The organism is Shinella daejeonensis (assembly GCF_024281235.1).
Taxonomy (GTDB): domain Bacteria; phylum Pseudomonadota; class Alphaproteobacteria; order Rhizobiales; family Rhizobiaceae; genus Shinella; species Shinella daejeonensis.
Map to the genome: position 1 here is coordinate 964091 of NZ_JAHWXY010000001.1, position 16389 is coordinate 980479.

Genomic DNA, 16389 nt, shown 5'->3' on the forward strand with positions numbered 1-16389 from the left:
CTTCGTTGGGGAAGGGTGTCCCGCCGCCGCGTATAAGGAAATGTCGCTCCCGCCGCAAGAGAAAAAAGCAAGCACGCGTCAAATCGCGCAGCTTTCATGCGCCACCGCGACATCGCGGCGGCCGGAATGGCGTTCCGGCAGGCTTGCCTTCGCCCCGCTGTCGGGCGAACCTCCGGCCATGTATGAGAAAACGTCAGACCGGCTGATCAGCCGTAAACGGTTCGCCCGGCGTCTTGCGAAACACGCGCTTTACGTCCTCGCCATCCTTGCCTGCTCGATTGCCGCGGGCGCCGTCGGCTTCATGATCTTCGAGGGCCATGGACCCGAGCAGGCGATCCTGCATGCCGCCTTCATCCTGAGCGGCTTCGGGCTGGTGCAGATGCCGGAAAGCGCCATCGGCAAGATGTTCGCGGGCCTCTTCGGGCTTTATGCCAACCTGTTCTTCCTCGCCGCCTTCAGCGTGATCTTCGCCCCCATCGTGCACCGGATCCTGCACAGGCTGCATCTGGACGAGGAGGCCGGCTCCTGAGGTCGGCCACGGATCCGGAGGGTTATCCGCCTACCAGGTGGTGACGCGGATACCGGCGCGGATCTCGTGTTTCTGAAAGCCGCTGTCATGACCCTTGGCGCCGCTTGCGCCCCAGCCGCGTTCGGTGGCGCCATAGCCGAACATCTTGCCGCCGTCGACATCGGTGAAGCGATAGCCGAGATCGAATTTGACCCGCTCCGTAATGTCGTAGGACGCGCCGGCCATCAGCGCATAGGTGAAGCGCCAGCTATCGTAGCCCGGCAGCGCGCCGGAGCCGTGGGAAGCGCCCGAGCAGGCGGCCGAACCGTCGATGCAATAGGCCGTCGACTTCAGGTTATTCCAGTCGAGACGCGTGACGCCGACGCCCGCCCCGACATAGGGCGTGAAGCCCATGACCGTCCCAAGGTCGAGATAGCCATTGGCCATGACGTTGAACGCGTTGTAGCCCGCCTTGTGATTGAAACCGCAGCCGGTGCCGACCGCCTCGGAGGCGGAGCAAGGAGCGGCGATATCGGAGCGGCCTTCAAGGCTGCCGTTGAAAAAATCCGTCGTCAGATCGGCACGGAACATGCTGTTGAACTGATAGCCCATGCCGACGCCGTAGGACATCGGCTCGGAGAAGCGCGCGCTGTCGAACCTTTCGCGCGAGAAGACCGTGCCGCCCGGTTCATAGACCGTATAGGCCGGCTTGCCGCCCTTCACCCAGCCGGCATAGCCGAGATCGCCGCGGATATACCATCCCTGCGCGGCCGAGGAACCGGAGACGTCGATCTCCGGAACGTTGATGATATCGAAATCCGCCGCCAGCGCTGCCGGAGCAGCCAGTCCTGCGGCAAGGGCGATCCCTGGCAATAAGGTCGAACGAAGCATGGTCTGGTTCCTTCAATCCAGCAGCGGATGGATCGGCATCCGCGGGCGGAACACAAGCCGCCGACCATCGGACACCACTCGTTAACCATAAATCTTAAGGCGTGAAGAAACGGTTAAACGGCGCGCGGGAGATCCCCGAACGCCAAAAGGCCGCCCGTTGCGGGGCGGCCCTCCATGAGAGCGGTTCCGGTCTTCACCGAATCGGCAGTATCGCTCCATCTCTTTGCTTTAGCCGCATTTCCGGATGCAAAACCGTTTCACACTTTTGCTGGAAATGCGCTGGAAGATCGCTTGTGGTCCTACTTGTAGACCGGCTGGCTGATCGGGATATCGGCCGGCGGGATATAGACCTGTTCCTCGCAGCCGCTGAAGGCATAGCGAAGGCCCGCACGCGCCTCATGGGTATAGAAGCCCTTGTCGTAACCCGGACCACCATTGGCCTTGAAGCCGAACATGTCGCCCTTGGTGATATGGCGGAAGCGATAGCCGACGTCGGCCTTCAGGTTGCAGGTCAGATCGACGGAGGCGCCGGCCATCAGCGCATAGGTGAAGCGCCAGCTCTTCTTGCCGCCGTGCCCGGTGGTGTAGCAACCGGGGTTGGTGGGATCGTCGCAGATCGTATTGTCCAGATTGTTCCATTTCACATAGGTGCCGCCGATACCGCCGCCGACATAGGGCGTGAAAATCCCGTAGGTGCCGATATCGACATAGGCGTTGGCCAGAAGGCTCAGCGCCGTCATGGAGGAACGGTCGCTCGAATGGCAGGCGACACCGCCGCAGAAGCCGGAGGTCGAGCCGCGGAACTTGGACTTGAACATGTAGTCGAGCGTGACGTCCGTGCGCAGATGATCGTCGATCTGGTAGCCGACGCCGCCGCCGATCGAAAAGCCGTTTCCGAGCTTGGCCGTATCGAAGTCATGCATGTTTTTGTTGCTACCCTGGAAGTAGCGGGCGCCGCGCATTTTATTGAGGGAAAATCCCGTGTCGCCACGCAGATACCAGCCGCCCGCCGGCGCCACCACCTGCTCGACCGGAGGAACCTCGATCACTTCCGGCTGATAGAAATCAGCCGCATAGCCGGACGAACCCGTCATCAGGACGGCTGCGGCGGCACTCAAAACTCTTTTCATCGCCTGTCTCCAAATAGGCTTGCCGCTTGGTGCCGATGTATCGGATGCCCAAGCCCCTAGATCGCCTAGGGACAATAAGCTGCAAAGGTTAAGGCGTAATTAACTACAAAGATTTACCGTATTTCTTAACGTATATTAGTAATTCCAGTCAAGAAAGTATAAAATACAAACGTCCGGCGAATATTCGCCGGACGTCCATGTTACTCATCGATCTTTACTGTATTCCGGTGGGCTTGCTGCTGCCTGCCAGCGCAAAAATGCTTCAGGCAGCGCTGCGCGCCGACGCGATGACGCCGACCAGTTCATCGACGATGCGCTCGACCTTGGCGCGGTCGTCGCCTTCCGCCATCACCCGGATCAGGGGTTCCGTGCCGGAGGGACGGATCAGCAGGCGGCCGCCGGCGGCAAGTTCGTTCTCCGCATCGGCGATCGCCTGATGCACCGCGGGATCCTCCAGCGGCTTGCCGGCCTTCACCCGCACGTTCTTGAGGATTTGCGGCACCGGATCGAAACGCTTGCAGACCTCGCTGACCGGACGGCCGCTCCGCTTGATGCAGGCGAGAACCTGTAGCGCGGCGACAAGCCCGTCGCCGGTCGTGCCGAAATCGGACAGCACGATATGGCCCGACTGCTCCCCGCCGACATTGTAGTCGTTCTGGCGCATATGCTCGACGACGTAACGGTCCCCGACCTTGGTGCGCTCGAGGCCCAGCCCCTTGTCCTTCAGGAAGCGCTCCAGCCCGAGATTGGACATCACCGTGGCGACGAGCCCGCCGCCACGCAGCAGCCCGTCGGCCGCCCAGCTCTCGGCGATGACCGCCATCAGCTGGTCGCCGTCGACGATCGTGCCGTTCTCGTCGACGATCTGGACCCGATCGGCGTCGCCGTCGAGCGCGATGCCGATATCGGCGCGCACTTCATGCACCTTGCGTTGCAGCGCCGCAGGGTGGGTCGAACCGCATTCGAGATTGATGTTGAGGCCGTCCGGCTGGTCGCCGATGGTCACGACATCGGCACCAAGCTCCCATAGCGCCGCCGGCGCCACCCGATAGGCGGCGCCGTTGGCACAGTCGATGGCGACCCGCAGGCCCTTCAGGGTGACGTCGCGCGGCAGCGTACGCTTGGCATGTTCGATATAACGGTCATGGACACCGTCGATGCGTTTGGCCCGGCCGATTTCCTCGGCGCGCACCAGTTGCGGCGCGATATCCGTGTCGAGCAGATCCTCGATTTCCGCTTCCAGCGTATCGGAAAGCTTGTAACCGTCCGGTCCGAACAGCTTGATGCCGTTGTCCTGGAACGGATTGTGCGAGGCGGAGATCATCACCCCGATATCCGCGCGCAGCGACCGGGTCAGCATGGCCACAGCCGGCGTCGGGATCGGGCCGAGGACGAAGGCGTCGATCCCGGCCGCCGTGAAACCGGCAACCATCGCATTCTCGAGCATATAGCCGGAAAGACGGGTATCCTTGCCGATCACCACACGGTGGCGATGCGCGCCGCGCCGGAAGATCGTGCCGACCGCGATGCCGACGCGCATGGCCAGATCCGGCGTCATGGGAAAGACATTCGATTGTCCCCGGATACCGTCCGTACCGAAATAACGACGTTTCATATCAACTCCTGAAGATCGCCGGCGGCGCTCGGGCGTTCCCCGCATTGCCCGAATGGCGGACGCCCTGTCGTTCCATATCCGCCGGACCGCCGGACCGCTGCGCATTCCTGCCTGGATCGCCAACGGCATCCAGCCGGTCTCGCACGGCCCGAGCGCGTGGATTTTTATGTCTTTGCCACAAAACCGGATGAAGAACATCCATATTGGCATCAGAATTCATTACAGACCGTTACCGAACGAAAACCGGCCGGAAGTCTTCTTCCGGCCGGTCCAGAATCGGGAAGGGAGAACGCGGGGCCTATTGCGGCTGGGGCTCCAGGCCTCCCTCGGGCTCGCCGCCCTTCTTGTGGCCGGCTTTCGGCACCGCCGAACCCCGCGGCGCCGGCGTGTCGTCGCCGAGATCGCGCGCAGGCTTCTCGCCGCGGATCAGCGCCTTGATCTCGTCGCCCGACAGGGTTTCATATTCAAGCAGGCCTTCGGCGAGCGCCACGAATTCGTGATGCTGGCCGGTGATGATCTGCTTGGCCTCGTTATAGGCGTCGTCGATCAGCCGGCGGATCTCGTTGTCGATCTTCTGGGCGGTCGCTTCCGAAACGTTCTTCTGCTGCGCCACGGAATGGCCGAGGAAAACCTCCTGCTGGTTCTCGCCATAGGCGACCTGTCCGAGCTGGTCGGAAAAGCCCCATTGGGTGACCATCGCGCGGGCGAGCTTGGTCGCCTGCTCGATATCGGAAGACGCCCCCGAGGTGATGTTCTCCTTGCCGAAGGTGACTTCCTCGGCAACCCGGCCCCCCATCATGATGGCGAGGCGCGAAACCATCCACTTGTAGCTCATCGAATAGCGGTCGCCTTCGGGAAGCTGCATGACCATGCCGAGCGCGCGGCCGCGCGGGATGATCGTCGCCTTGTGCAGCGGATCGGCCGCCGGCACGTTGAGCGCGACGATGGCGTGGCCAGCCTCGTGATAGGCCGTAAGCTTCTTTTCCGCCTCGGTCATGGCGGAGGAGCGACGCTCCGCGCCCATCATGATCTTGTCCTTGGCGTCCTCGAATTCCTGCATGGTGACGAGGCGCTTGTTGCGCCGCGCCGCCATCAGCGCCGACTCGTTGACGAGGTTCATGAGGTCGGCGCCGGAAAAACCGGGCGTGCCGCGCGCCAGGATCTTGAGATCGACGTTGGGCGCGAGCGGCACGTTGCGCACATGCACCTTCAGGATGCGCTCGCGGCCGACGATATCCGGGTTCGGCACCACGACCTGCCGGTCGAAACGACCGGGGCGCAGGAGCGCGGGGTCGAGAACGTCGGGGCGGTTGGTGGCGGCGATCAGGATAACGCCCTCGTTCGCCTCGAAGCCGTCCATCTCGACGAGAAGCTGGTTCAGCGTCTGCTCGCGTTCGTCGTTGCCGCCGCCAAGCCCGGCGCCGCGATGCCGGCCGACGGCGTCGATCTCGTCGATGAAGATGATGCAGGGTGCATTCTTCTTGGCCTGTTCGAACATGTCGCGCACACGGCTTGCGCCGACGCCGACGAACATTTCCACGAAGTCCGAACCGGAAATGGTGAAGAAGGGCACATTGGCCTCACCCGCGACGGAGCGCGCCAGCAGCGTCTTGCCGGTGCCGGGCGGGCCGACAAGCAGGACGCCGCGCGGAATGCGGCCGCCGAGGCGCTGGAACTTCTGCGGGTCGCGGAGGAATTCGACGATTTCCTCAAGATCCTGCTTGGCCTCGTCGACACCGGCGACATCGGCGAAGGTCACCCGGCCATGCGCTTCGGTCAGAAGCTTCGCCTTGGATTTGCCGAAACCCATCGCGCCGCGCGAGCCGCCCTGCATCTGGCGCATGAAGAACAGCCAGACGCCGAGAATCAGCAGCATCGGCAGAAGCGTGCCGATATAGCTGAGGAAGCCGGAGGAGCCATCGGTTTCCGGTCGCGCATTGACGATGACATTCTTCGATTCCAGGCGCGGCATCAGCGAGGTGTCGCCGTTCGGCGTATAGGTCTGGAAGGTCGCGCCCGTCTCGACGTAGCTGCCGACCACCTTGTTACCGGTGATCACCACTTCCTTGACCCTGTTCGAATCCACTTCCTTGAGGAACTGCGAATAGGGGATTTCCCGCGAGCCGGTCTGGGCCGGACTCGTCTGGAACATGCTGAAAAGCGCGATCAGCAGGAGGGCGATGATCGCCCAAAGGGCGAAATTTCGGAAGTTGGGATTCATCAGGTTTTCCGGGCACTTTCCCGGCCGGGGGCTCCCGGCCGCTTCTTTGCGTCTAACATAGGGGCGCTGCCGGGCCTTGCCAAGGCAAAGCGCAAGGAACTGGGGGCATTTCTCGCACTATCGCCGCAGCCAGCGGCAAAAATACGGTCGCCCGCCCGGGCCGTCGCCGAGCCGGCCTATTCATTGGGCGGAAGCGGAAAGGGATCGCAGCCGGCAAGCCGGGCGAGCACCTGGGCCAGCGGCAGGTCGAAGCCCGGCAGGAACCGCGCATAGGGCGCAACCAGCGGCGTAAGCGCCGGCCACCCCTCGGAGACCGGCGAACCGTCATCGAAACAGGCGAAGGGCGCGGCTTTGGCAGCGCGGCGCGCCGGACCCGAAAGCCTCGATCCGGCCGGGTCTCCCGGCATCACCACGAGCGGACGATCCCATCGGTTCGCGACGCGGAACCGCCCGTCCCAGACAGCCGTTTCGCCTGCCGGAACCTCGATTGCCGCAAGCCCGCGCCGCTCGCGATAAAGAAAAAGCCCGTCACGTCTCCGGTCGAAGACCACCCGCCCCGCCGTCAGCCGCGACAGGATGCCGCTTCCCACGAACGCCCTCAGCCTTTCGGCCGCCGCCCGTTCCACGGGATGCACCCGTCCGCCGGCGGTGGCCGCGAGCAACAGCAATCCGCGCCACACCGCCGGGTCGCCGATCGCCTCGTCGAGCATCGCCGGCTCCAGCCGGAACAGATGCGGCTGCGGCGCCTGCGCACACCTGTCGAGGAAAGCGGCGGCCCGCACGGACAAGGCAAGCCGGTCGGTCGCCTCCGGGGCCGCGCCACCGTCGCGCTCCATGCGAACCCGCACCCGCTCGAAACGCGGGTTGGCGTTGCTCGGGTCCTCCAGCCAGCCTTCGCCGGCAGACGCCAGGAAAGATCGTATCTCGGCGCGGCGGACACAAAGCAGCGGCCGCACCAGCCAGAAACGGCCGGACAGCAGGACCGCCCCGGCCATCCCGGACAGCCCGACGCCCTCGGACGCGCGCGTGGTGCGCATGGCGATCGTCTCGCGCTGGTCGTCGGCGGTATGTCCGGTCAGCACCGCGTCCGCACCGATCTCTGCCGCAGCGGCGCAAAGCAGGTCGTAGCGGGCCGCGCGGGCCGCCGCCTGCACGCCGGTTGCGGGCTTATCGCCGTCCCAGCGGCGGATGCTGTGCGCGATGCCGTGACGCGCGCATAACGCGCCGACCCAGCGAGCCTCCTCGGCCGATCCGGTGCGCAGCGCATGATCCACCGTGCAGGCGTGAAGGGAAAGACCGGGATGGCGGCCGCTCGAAAGACAGGACTTGAGCGCCAGCAGCAGTCCGAGGGAATCGCTTCCGCCGGAAACGGCGACAAGCAGCGTCGCGGGACGCGGAAAACTGGAAAGAAAGCGGGCAGCAACCTCGAGAAGGGTCTCGCCGGCGCGCCTCATCGCCGCAGATCCGGCACTTTCAGCAGGACAGCCGGCCCGTTTCGGCGGCCACCTTGTTCTTCACCGCCGTGGAGGCGTCGGGATACCGATTGTTGACCTCGCGCAGCGTCGCGCAAGCGGTCTCGCGGTTGTCGAGAGCGGCCAGCGACATGCCGAGCTTCAAGAGCATTTCCGGCGCCTTCTTCGACTTGCCATAGGTCTGATGGGCATTGAGGAAGGTCTTCGCCGCCTCATTGTAGTTGCCTTGCGAATATTGCGCCTCGCCGAGCCAGAAGCTGGCGTCCGACGCCTTGTCGCCGTTCGGGAAGATATCGAGATAATCGCGGAATTCGCGCTCGGCGACCTGATAATCGCCGGACAGGACATGCCCGTAGGCCGCCTGATAGAGATCTTCCGGCCTGTCGAGCGAGGCCGTCCCGGATTGTGCGCCGGCGTCCGCCCCGGAAACGGCATTGTCGCCGACGACATTGCCGCCAAGCGACGCGCTCTGGTTATGAAGGTCGGGGTTGATATCCGTGCCGATCGGCTGGCCGTTCTCGTCGAAGCGGATCGACCCCAGTTCCTGCGGCAAGGCTCCGCCGCTCGATCCAGCCTGGGCGCTGCCTCCGGCGGACGAATCCGCCGGAGGCTCGTTTGCGGCGATCTGCCGGTCCTGCGAACCGTCCCCGACCGGTTTGTCGAGAGCGCCGTGCTCGCCTTTTCCCTTGCCGTTTTCAATTTCCTGGAAACGGTATTCGTTGTCTTCCTGGGATTTGCGGATCACTTCCTGCATTTGCAGCAACTGAAAGCTCATCTCCTCGATACGGCCGTTGAGCGAGCGGATTTCCTCCTCAAGCTGGCCGACGCGCGGGTCCATGGCCTGGGCGAGCACAATGCCGCCCTTTGCTTTTCCGCCGCCCTGCGCCGGCGGGAAACCGGTTGTCATTCCCGACAGCGGCGAGGCGCTGATCGGCCCGACCATGGCTGCTACCGCTGCGAGACTGAAAACGCCTGCCGCGACAAGTTTCTTCATATGTCTTCGTCCTGTTGGTCCAAATTTGACGCCTGAGCGCTGCCGGAGAGTTCGCCAATTGTCTCCAGAAAGCAACGGAGTTCGGCCAAAGTATGATAAAAAAGAAATGGCGGCCGTCGGCCGCCATTTCCAGTTCGACATGCGGGCGGCCTACATGCCCGCGCCGCCCAGCACCGTGACGGCGCGCCGGTTCTGCGACCAGCAGGAGATGTCGTCGCAAACGGCGACCGGACGTTCCTTGCCGTAGGAGATCGTCTTCATGCGATTGGCCGGAACGCCGCGCGAGGCGAGATACTGCCGCGTCGAGGCCGCACGGCGCGCGCCAAGCGCCAGGTTGTATTCCCGCGTACCGCGTTCGTCGGCATGGCCTTCGATGGTGATCGCATAGTTCGGATAGCGTTGCAGCCACTGGGCCTGACGGTCGAGCGTGGCGGCCGCGTCGGCGCGAACCGACGTGGAGTCCGTATCGAAGAAGATGCGGTCGCCGACATTCACCGTGAAATCCTGCTGCGAGCCCGGCGTGGCGGCGCCGGCGCCGTTCAGGCCGAGTTCGCCGGCGCTGTTCGGCAGGTTTTTCTTGGAGGCACAGCCCGCCAGCGCCAGCGTCATGCAAAGGGCAAGCATCACCGGGTTGCGCGCGATGGTCTGGAGGCGGCCTGCGGCCGGAGTTTGAATGCGGCTCATAGGCCGGTCTCCTTGCGTCGTTTGCGTGTCATATCGGCTGAAGCACGGGCTTCAATCAGGGTTGCCAGACTGTAACCTGCGTCGGTTAATCGGCGTTCAACGCTTATGGTTAACAATTCATTGCCGGCCTCGCGCCAACCGCGCGCCGCGCCTCGCCGTTCCGCCTCATATGCAGGACTTTGCGGCGAGAACGCGGCGAAATTGCCATAAATGCGGCCTATTCGAGAAGCGGCGACCAGGCCGGGTCGGAGGCGAAGCCGTTCGTCTTGACCAGTTGCTCGTTGTAGCCCGTCAGGTCGATCGAATAAAGCTGCGGGCCTCCCGCACCCGCCGACTGGCGGAAGAACATCAGCACACGACCGTTCGGCGCCCAGGTCGGGCCCTCGTTATGGAAGCCGGTGGTCAGGATCCGCTCGCCGGAGCCGTCGGTGCGCATCACCCCGATGGAGAACTTTCCGCCGGACTGCTTGGTGAAGGCGATCAGGTCGCCGCGCGGCGACCAGACCGGCGTGGAATAGGACCCGTCGCCGAAGGAAATGCGGCGCTGGTTCGAGCCGTCGGCGCCCATCACGTAAAGCTGCTGGCGTCCGCCGCGGTCGCTTTCGAAGACGATCTGCGTTCCGTCCGGCGAATAGGACGGCGATGTGTCGATCGCCGCCGTCGAGGTCAGCCGCGTCGTCGTGCGCGAGCGCAGGTCCATCGTATAGATATTGGCGTTGCCTTCCTGCTGGAGGCTCATGATGACGCGCTGGCCGTCCGGCGAGAAGCGCGGCGAAAACGTCATTCCGGGAAAGTTTCCGACCACCTCGCGCTGTCCCGTCTCGAGCTGGAGCAGATAGACGCGCGGCTGGTTGCCCTCGAAGGACATATAGGTGATTTCCTGCCGGCTCGGCGAGAAGCGCGGCGTCAGCACCAGTTCGTTAGCATTGGTGAGCGCACGGGCGTTGGCGCCGTCCTGATCCATGATCGCGAGCTGGCGCTTGCGGTCGTTCTTGGGGCCGCTTTCGGCGACATAGACGATCCGGGTGTCGAAATAGCCCTTCTCGCCGGTCAGCCGCTCATAGATGGCATCGGCGATGATGTGGGCGACGCGCCGCCAGTTGTCCGGCTGCGTGAAGAACTGCTGGCCCGTGAGCTGCTGGCCGGCGAACGTGTCCCAGAGACGGAACTCCGCCCGCAGCCGGCCGTCGCCCTCCCGGGTGACGCGGCCGGTGACCAGCGCCTGGGCATTGATGACCTTCCAGTCATCGAAGCGCGGAGCCTGATCCGGATTGCTGATCTTCTCGATGAAGGCCTGCTTATTGACCGGCGCGAAGAGGCCGGAGCGCTTCAGATCGGCCGCGATGACGTCCGTGATGCGCTGGCCGAGGTCTCCTTCCGCCACAAAATCCGTGACGGCGATCGGCAGGGGCTCGACGTTGCCCTTGTTGATATTGATTTCCACAAGCGCCCGGGCCTGCGGCAGAAACGCCATCAGTCCCGCCAGAACGACCAGGAAACGGAGAAGTTTACGTCTCAACATATGTCTGGGCCTTCCTAGTTCTTACATCATATCGCTGGGGTCGAAGTTTACGACGACTTCGCGCCAGGCATCGTATTTTTCAGGCGGCAGCCCCCGGAAGGGGCGTGATTTCATGATGGCGCGCTTGGCGCCGCCGGCAAGCGCGCGGCGCGCCGATTCTGTTCCCCCGGTCGCCACCACGCTCGGTTCGCCGATGATGTCGCCGTTCTGATCGAGCTGCATCGTCACCTTGATGCGCACTTCGGCCGCGTCGGCAAGGCCGGGGATGATCGACCAGTTGTTCTGGATCTGGCCGCGCAGCGCGTCCATCTCGCTCATCGTAAGCTTGCTGCCGCCCGTCGTCTTCTTGCCGCCGAGCGCCGCCTCGTCGCGGGAGCGCTTGGCGCCGCCGCCCGATGCCTTTTCCTTGTTGAGAAGGGCAGCGATCTCGTCGGCGTTGAAGTCGCTCTCATTGAGCGAACTCGCCTTTTCCTGCTTCTTCTTTTCTTCCTTCTTGCGCTCCGGCGTCTTGGCGGTCTGGGCCTGGGCCTGCTCGACCTTCGGCCGCATGGCCGGAACCGGCACCTTGTCGGGAAGCGCTTCGGCCTCCGCCTCTTCCGGCGGCGCCTCTTCGGCGGGCGCCGCATCGGGCTTGGGATCCGGCGCGACGTCCTGCCGGGCCTCGGGAAGGGCGGCGACCTCCGTCGAAGGCTCGCTCGGCGGCTCTTCCTGCTTGACGTCCTCGACGGGCTTGGGGTCCGGGGTCTGGACGACCTTCTCGGCCTTTTCCGGCGCGGCCGCCGTCTCGATGTCGCGGGGGCGCTCTTCCGGCATCGGCAGGTTCTTCAGGTCGACGTCGCTGTCGCCGACATTCTCGGCGTTCTCGACCGGTGTCTCCTTGGCGGTCGGCACCGGCGCCGCCTTGTCCTTCACCGGCGCCTGCTTGTCGCCCTGCTGGATCTGGGTCAGTTCCTCGATGGAGACGATATCGACCGGCAGAGCCTCGACGTCGGCGACATCGAAGCTTTCGGGACTGCCGAGCGAAACCAGCGCCCAGGTGAGAACCAGGGCGTGAAGCGCGGCGGATGTGGCGAGGCTGGCCTTCATGACCTCAGGTCACCTGTCCGGTTTCTGCTCGGTGACGAGGCCGATATTGGTATAGCCGGCCGCCTGGATGCGCGACATCACGTCGGCGATGATGCCATAGGGCGCCGTGCCGTCGCCGCGCACGAAGATGCGTTCGGTATAGCCGGTGGTGGAGACCGCCTGGAGCTTGGCGGCGACCTCGTCGATCGGGATCGCGGTTTCCTGCAGATAGACCTCTCCGTCCGCCTTGACGGAAACGGTGATCGGCTGGGTATCGGCGTTGAGGGCGCTTGCCTGGGTCTTCGGCAGGTCGATCGGCACGCCGACGGTCATCAACGGCGCGGCCACCATGAAGATGATCAGCAGCACGAGCATCACGTCAACGAAAGGCGTGACGTTGATCTCGCTGATCGGCGCCTTCCGGCTGCCTCTGCGGCGGCGACCGCCGCCCTGGTTCTTCGCTCCGGCTGACATGCCCATGGCGTTTCTCCGTCTTGAGCCCGTCGGTTTTCTACTGCGCCGCAGCGCGCGGTTGCAGCTTCTCGTCGATCTGGCGCGACAGGATGGCCGAGAACTCGTCGGCAAAGCCTTCCATGCGCGCCGTCAGCTTTCCGGCGTCGGCAGAGAACTTGTTGTATGCAATAACCGCCGGAATTGCGGCAAGCAGGCCGATCGCCGTCGCCAGCAGCGCCTCGGCGATACCGGGAGCCACGACGGCAAGGCTCGTCTGCTTGGAGCCGGCGATCGCCTGGAAAGAGGTCATGATGCCGACCACCGTGCCGAACAGGCCGATGAAGGGCGCCGACGAACCGATGGTGGCAAGCGAGCCGAGCCGCGCCTCCAGCAGCTCCGATTCCCGCGCAAGCGTCACGTCCATCGCCCGGTCGATGCGCATTTGCAGGCCGATGGGCGCGCGCGCGCCGCGCTCGAAGCTCTTTTTCCATTCCCGCATCGCCGCCACGAAGATGGCGCTCATGCCCGAGGTTTGCCGGTCGGAGAGCGTTCGGTAAAGCTCCTCCAGCGACTGGCCGGACCAGAAGACCTGCTCGAAACTGTCGAGCTGGCGACGGGCCTTGCCGTAGCTCAGCGACTTGTCGACGACGATGGCCCAGGTCCATATGGAAGCGGCGATCAGCCCCAGCATGACCAGTTTCACGACGAATCCGGCCTGCATGAACAGACCCCAAAGGGTCACGCTGCCGACCGCTTCCAAACCCACTTGTTCCATAGACCGATGTCCCCGAATCCAAACACCCGGCCAGGCGCGCGGCCCGAACCGGGTTGACATTCCATCCGGGCGGTCTTCCTGGGAGGAGGAACCGCGCCGGTGCTCAGCAAACACGCTCCGCTCGCACGGTTTATGTCCCGCGCCCGCTTCGCATGCCCGTCAAGAATGTCCGGTTGATGCCGCCGGCGCCATGCCGGTCAAACGCTTACAGCCTGCCTTCTTGCCGTCAATTTTGGTTAAAGGATGACGTGCGCCGCACGGAATCCTCACACGACGAGTAAGACATCATTATGGTTAAGCAACCGTTACCGCTAAAACACGTCAGCCCGCGGCGGCGGCCAGAAACCTTTGCGCCAGCCCCTCGGGCAGCCGGCGCGGTCGCCCGGCGGCATTGACGACGGCGATGATCACCCGCGCGGCGATCAGGAGCTGGCCCTCACGGCGGATTTCCTGCGTGAGAACCATCTTCGCCCCGCCGGCCTTTTCCGTCATGGTCAGGACGGTCAGGATATCGTCCATGCGCGCCGGCACCCGGAAGTCGATCTCCATCCGGTGGACGACGAAGGCCATCCCTTCGCGGTCGCCGGCCACCGCGAGATTGCCCTGCTCCACGCCGAGCAGGCGCAGATAGTCCGTCCGCCCGCGCTCCATGAAATGCAGATAGCGGGCGTGATAGACGACGCCGGAAAAATCCGTGTCCTCATAATAGACCCGTTGCGTCAGCCGGTGACCCGTGTCGGTCAGTTCTCCGGCGATGGAATGCGGCGTTGCGTCCAAACCAGAACCTTTCCTGCCGTTTCAAACGGCCTTTATCCTTCGCGAACGATGACGTGCTCGCTCGACGCCGGCAGCCGCCCGATGCGTTCGCCGATGAATTGCGGCTTCAGCCGATGCTCGACGAGCGCTTCCGGCGTCGCCGGCAGCCAGCGGAACTCCACCTCCACCCCGTCCTCGACCCGGTGGACGATCTCGCTTTCATGGAACGGAAAGGGCTCCGCAAGGCCGATCAGGTAATAGAAGGCGAGTTCATGCGCCGCATAGCCGTCGTAGGCGAAAAAATTCTCGGCCGTCCACAACAGGCGCTCGATGCGCGCCTGCCGATGCAATTCTTCCTGGATCTCGCGCCGGATCGTTTCTTCCGAGCTTTCACCGATCTCCGCCCGCCCGCCGGGAAGCGCCCAGTAATCGTCTCCCACCGCGCGCTGGGCCAGGATATGCCCCCGGAAAAACAATAGCCCGGCCACGCGGAAGCTGAACAGCTGCGGCTTGCGATCGAGGCGGATCATGTGGCGCGCCGGCTCACTCATCCTCGAATCCCATGCGGAACTGTACGGTTTCGATATCCTTCGGCGGCATCAATCCCAGATGTTTCCAGGCGTTGGCCGTCAGCACGCGGCCGCGCGGCGTGCGCTGGATGAAGCCCTGCTGGATCATATAGGGCTCGATGATGTCCTCGATGGCGTCGCGCGGTTCCGAAAGCCCCGCTGCGATCGTCTCGATCCCCACCGGTCCGCCGCCGAAATTATGCGCGATCATCGACAGATAACGCCGGTCGAGCTGGTCGAGGCCCATGGTGTCGACGAGAAGCCGCGTCAGCGCCTCGTCGGCGAGCACCTGCGTCACCGCCTCGGCGCGCGCCACCTCCGCAAAATCGCGCACGCGGCGCAGGAGCCGGCCGGCGATACGCGGCGTGCCCCGGGCGCGCCGGGCGATCTCGCGCGCACCCTCGTCCGTCATGCCGAGGCCCATCAGCCGCGCGCCGCGCCGCACGATCGATTCCAGTTCCTCCACCGTGTAGAAATTGAGCCGCACCGGAATGCCGAACCGATCGCGCAGCGGCGTCGTCAGCAGGCCGAGACGGGTGGTCGCCGCCACGAGGGTGAATTTCGACAGATCGATCTTCACCGAGCGCGCAGCCGGCCCCTCGCCGATGATCAGGTCGAGCTGGAAGTCCTCCATCGCCGGATAGAGAATTTCCTCCACCGCGGGATTGAGACGGTGGATCTCGTCGATGAACAGCACGTCGCGCTCTTCCAGATTGGTCAGAAGCGCCGCCAGATCTCCCGCCTTGGCGATGACCGGACCGGAGGTCGAGCGGAAATTGACGCCGAGTTCCTTCGCCATGATCTGGGCGAGCGTCGTCTTGCCGAGGCCGGGCGGGCCGACGAAAAGCACATGGTCGAGCGCCTCGCCGCGGTTCTTCGCCGCCTCGATGAAGATCTTGAGGTTGGCGCGCGCCTCCTTCTGGCCGGTGAAATCGTCCAGCGTCTGGGGCCGCAGCGCGGTATCGATGTCCTCGCCGCGCTTTTCCGGCGACAGCAGTCTGTTCGGCTCGCTCATGCGCCCCTCATCCCATCGTCAGGCCGGGAAGGCAACTGTCTCACCGCGACAATTCCTTGAGGCCGAGACGGATCAGTCGGGCGCTGTCGGCTCCCTCTCCGCCGTTCTTGAGCGCGGCGGCGATGGCGTTGGCCGCCTGGTCGCGTGAATAACCGAGGTTGGTGAGCGCCGACACGGCGTCCGTGACCGGAGCCGAAGCGGCCCCCTCGCCGATCTCCTGTTTCAGGCCGATCGCGCCGGAAGCCTCCCCGGCGAAGGCCGGCGCCTTGTTGCGCAATTCCGTCAGGATGCGCACGGCGACCTTGGGCCCGACGCCGGGCGCCCGCGATACGGCCGTCTTGTCCTGAAGCGCGATGGCGTTTGCAAGCTCGCCCGGCGTCAGGGTCGACAGGACGCCGAGCGCCACCTTCGAGCCCACGCCCTGCACGCTTTGCAGCAGCCGGAACCATTCCCGCTCCAGCGCCGTCAGGAAGCCGAACAGCCGGAGCTGGTCCTCCCGCACATAGGTCTCGATGAACAGCACCGCCGCCTCGCCGGGCGAACCGAGCCTGGAAAGGGTGCGCGCCGGGCAAAAGGCGACATAGCCGACGCCGTGCACGTCGAGGATCACATGATCGTCGCCGATCTCGTCGATTGTGCCTTTGAGCTTGCCGATCATGGAAAGGTCCGTTCAGGGATATGTTTCGGGAAGGTGATGCGCAGCGCCCGGAGACGGGCGC

Annotated in this window: 16 protein-coding genes; 1 reads left to right on the plus strand and 15 read right to left on the minus strand. The window is 64.4% G+C overall.

Annotated elements, in window-relative coordinates; genetic code table 11:
- Nucleotides 1–178 precede the first annotated feature (178 nt).
- A complete protein-coding gene (locus KYK29_RS04550; protein WP_254689647.1) occupies nt 179–529 on the plus strand; it encodes a hypothetical protein in 351 nt (116 codons plus the stop codon).
- A gap of 30 nt (nt 530–559) precedes the next feature.
- On the opposite strand, the gene KYK29_RS04555 is transcribed toward KYK29_RS04550, so the two are convergent.
- The 15 genes from KYK29_RS04555 to ruvA all read right to left on the minus strand — a co-directional run bounded on the left by KYK29_RS04555 (nt 560) and on the right by ruvA (nt 16328).
- Complete coding sequence (locus tag KYK29_RS04555) at nt 560–1399, minus strand: outer membrane protein (RefSeq protein ID WP_254689648.1); 840 nt, start codon at nt 1397–1399, stop codon at nt 560–562.
- Between the two features lie 299 nt (nt 1400–1698).
- The gene (locus KYK29_RS04560; protein WP_254689649.1) at nt 1699–2529 is read right to left on the minus strand and encodes an outer membrane protein; all 831 of its coding nucleotides are present in this window, start codon (nt 2527–2529) and stop codon (nt 1699–1701) included.
- Between the two features lie 262 nt (nt 2530–2791).
- Nucleotides 2792–4144, minus strand: a complete 1353-nt coding sequence (gene glmM, locus KYK29_RS04565) for a phosphoglucosamine mutase (protein ID WP_254689650.1) — start codon at nt 4142–4144, stop codon at nt 2792–2794.
- 298 nt (nt 4145–4442) lie between these two features.
- Complete coding sequence (gene ftsH / locus KYK29_RS04570; protein ID WP_254689651.1) at nt 4443–6365, minus strand: ATP-dependent zinc metalloprotease FtsH; 1923 nt, start codon at nt 6363–6365, stop codon at nt 4443–4445.
- A 176-nt stretch (nt 6366–6541) separates the two neighbouring features.
- Nucleotides 6542–7819 carry a tRNA lysidine(34) synthetase TilS gene (gene tilS, locus KYK29_RS04575; protein WP_254689652.1) on the minus strand — a complete coding sequence of 426 codons (1278 nt, stop codon included), beginning with the start codon at nt 7817–7819 and terminating at the stop codon, nt 6542–6544.
- Between the two features lie 19 nt (nt 7820–7838).
- Nucleotides 7839–8831: a tol-pal system protein YbgF gene (gene ybgF, locus KYK29_RS04580; RefSeq protein ID WP_254689653.1), complete on the minus strand. Its 993-nt coding sequence runs from the start codon at nt 8829–8831 to the stop codon at nt 7839–7841.
- 150 nt (nt 8832–8981) lie between these two features.
- On the minus strand, nt 8982–9515 hold the full coding sequence (gene pal / locus KYK29_RS04585; protein ID WP_254689654.1) for a peptidoglycan-associated lipoprotein Pal: 534 nt from the start codon (nt 9513–9515) through the stop codon (nt 8982–8984).
- 217 nt (nt 9516–9732) lie between these two features.
- A complete protein-coding gene (gene tolB, locus KYK29_RS04590) occupies nt 9733–11037 on the minus strand; it encodes a Tol-Pal system beta propeller repeat protein TolB (RefSeq protein WP_254689655.1) in 1305 nt (434 codons plus the stop codon).
- Between the two features lie 21 nt (nt 11038–11058).
- Nucleotides 11059–12123 carry a cell envelope integrity protein TolA gene (gene tolA, locus KYK29_RS04595; RefSeq protein ID WP_254689656.1) on the minus strand — a complete coding sequence of 355 codons (1065 nt, stop codon included), beginning with the start codon at nt 12121–12123 and terminating at the stop codon, nt 11059–11061.
- Between the two features lie 9 nt (nt 12124–12132).
- Nucleotides 12133–12582 (minus strand): protein TolR, encoded by a 450-nt coding sequence (gene tolR, locus KYK29_RS04600; protein ID WP_254689657.1) that lies wholly within the window; start codon nt 12580–12582, stop codon nt 12133–12135.
- 31 nt (nt 12583–12613) lie between these two features.
- The gene (gene tolQ / locus KYK29_RS04605) at nt 12614–13330 is read right to left on the minus strand and encodes a protein TolQ (protein ID WP_254689658.1); all 717 of its coding nucleotides are present in this window, start codon (nt 13328–13330) and stop codon (nt 12614–12616) included.
- A gap of 321 nt (nt 13331–13651) precedes the next feature.
- Nucleotides 13652–14107 (minus strand): tol-pal system-associated acyl-CoA thioesterase, encoded by a 456-nt coding sequence (gene ybgC, locus KYK29_RS04610; RefSeq protein WP_254689659.1) that lies wholly within the window; start codon nt 14105–14107, stop codon nt 13652–13654.
- 32 nt (nt 14108–14139) lie between these two features.
- Nucleotides 14140–14637 (minus strand): NUDIX hydrolase, encoded by a 498-nt coding sequence (locus KYK29_RS04615; protein WP_254689660.1) that lies wholly within the window; start codon nt 14635–14637, stop codon nt 14140–14142.
- Complete coding sequence (gene ruvB, locus KYK29_RS04620; protein ID WP_254689661.1) at nt 14630–15670, minus strand: Holliday junction branch migration DNA helicase RuvB; 1041 nt, start codon at nt 15668–15670, stop codon at nt 14630–14632. The genes KYK29_RS04615 and ruvB overlap by 8 nt, the downstream gene beginning before the upstream one ends.
- Before the next feature lie 40 nt (nt 15671–15710).
- A complete protein-coding gene (gene ruvA / locus KYK29_RS04625; RefSeq protein WP_254689662.1) occupies nt 15711–16328 on the minus strand; it encodes a Holliday junction branch migration protein RuvA in 618 nt (205 codons plus the stop codon).
- Nucleotides 16329–16389: the final 61 nt, after the last annotated feature.

What these genes read in the sequence shown, in the direction of transcription:
- KYK29_RS04615 (WP_254689660.1), bottom strand. Translation starts at nt 14,637, where the DNA reads ATGAGTGAGCCGGCGCGCCACATGATCCGCCTCGATCGCAAGCCGCAG.
- tolA (WP_254689656.1), bottom strand. Translation starts at nt 12,123, where the DNA reads ATGAAGGCCAGCCTCGCCACATCCGCCGCGCTTCACGCCCTGGTTCTC.
- ruvA (WP_254689662.1), bottom strand. Translation starts at nt 16,328, where the DNA reads ATGATCGGCAAGCTCAAAGGCACAATCGACGAGATCGGCGACGATCAT.
- ftsH (WP_254689651.1), bottom strand. Translation starts at nt 6,365, where the DNA reads ATGAATCCCAACTTCCGAAATTTCGCCCTTTGGGCGATCATCGCCCTC.
- tilS (WP_254689652.1), bottom strand. Translation starts at nt 7,819, where the DNA reads ATGAGGCGCGCCGGCGAGACCCTTCTCGAGGTTGCTGCCCGCTTTCTT.
- tolQ (WP_254689658.1), bottom strand. Translation starts at nt 13,330, where the DNA reads ATGGAACAAGTGGGTTTGGAAGCGGTCGGCAGCGTGACCCTTTGGGGT.
- tolB (WP_254689655.1), bottom strand. Translation starts at nt 11,037, where the DNA reads ATGTTGAGACGTAAACTTCTCCGTTTCCTGGTCGTTCTGGCGGGACTG.
- ybgF (WP_254689653.1), bottom strand. Translation starts at nt 8,831, where the DNA reads ATGAAGAAACTTGTCGCGGCAGGCGTTTTCAGTCTCGCAGCGGTAGCA.
- pal (WP_254689654.1), bottom strand. Translation starts at nt 9,515, where the DNA reads ATGAGCCGCATTCAAACTCCGGCCGCAGGCCGCCTCCAGACCATCGCG.
- KYK29_RS04550 (WP_254689647.1), top strand. Translation starts at nt 179, where the DNA reads ATGTATGAGAAAACGTCAGACCGGCTGATCAGCCGTAAACGGTTCGCC.
- tolR (WP_254689657.1), bottom strand. Translation starts at nt 12,582, where the DNA reads ATGGGCATGTCAGCCGGAGCGAAGAACCAGGGCGGCGGTCGCCGCCGC.
- KYK29_RS04560 (WP_254689649.1), bottom strand. Translation starts at nt 2,529, where the DNA reads ATGAAAAGAGTTTTGAGTGCCGCCGCAGCCGTCCTGATGACGGGTTCG.
- glmM (WP_254689650.1), bottom strand. Translation starts at nt 4,144, where the DNA reads ATGAAACGTCGTTATTTCGGTACGGACGGTATCCGGGGACAATCGAAT.
- KYK29_RS04555 (WP_254689648.1), bottom strand. Translation starts at nt 1,399, where the DNA reads ATGCTTCGTTCGACCTTATTGCCAGGGATCGCCCTTGCCGCAGGACTG.
- ruvB (WP_254689661.1), bottom strand. Translation starts at nt 15,670, where the DNA reads ATGAGCGAGCCGAACAGACTGCTGTCGCCGGAAAAGCGCGGCGAGGAC.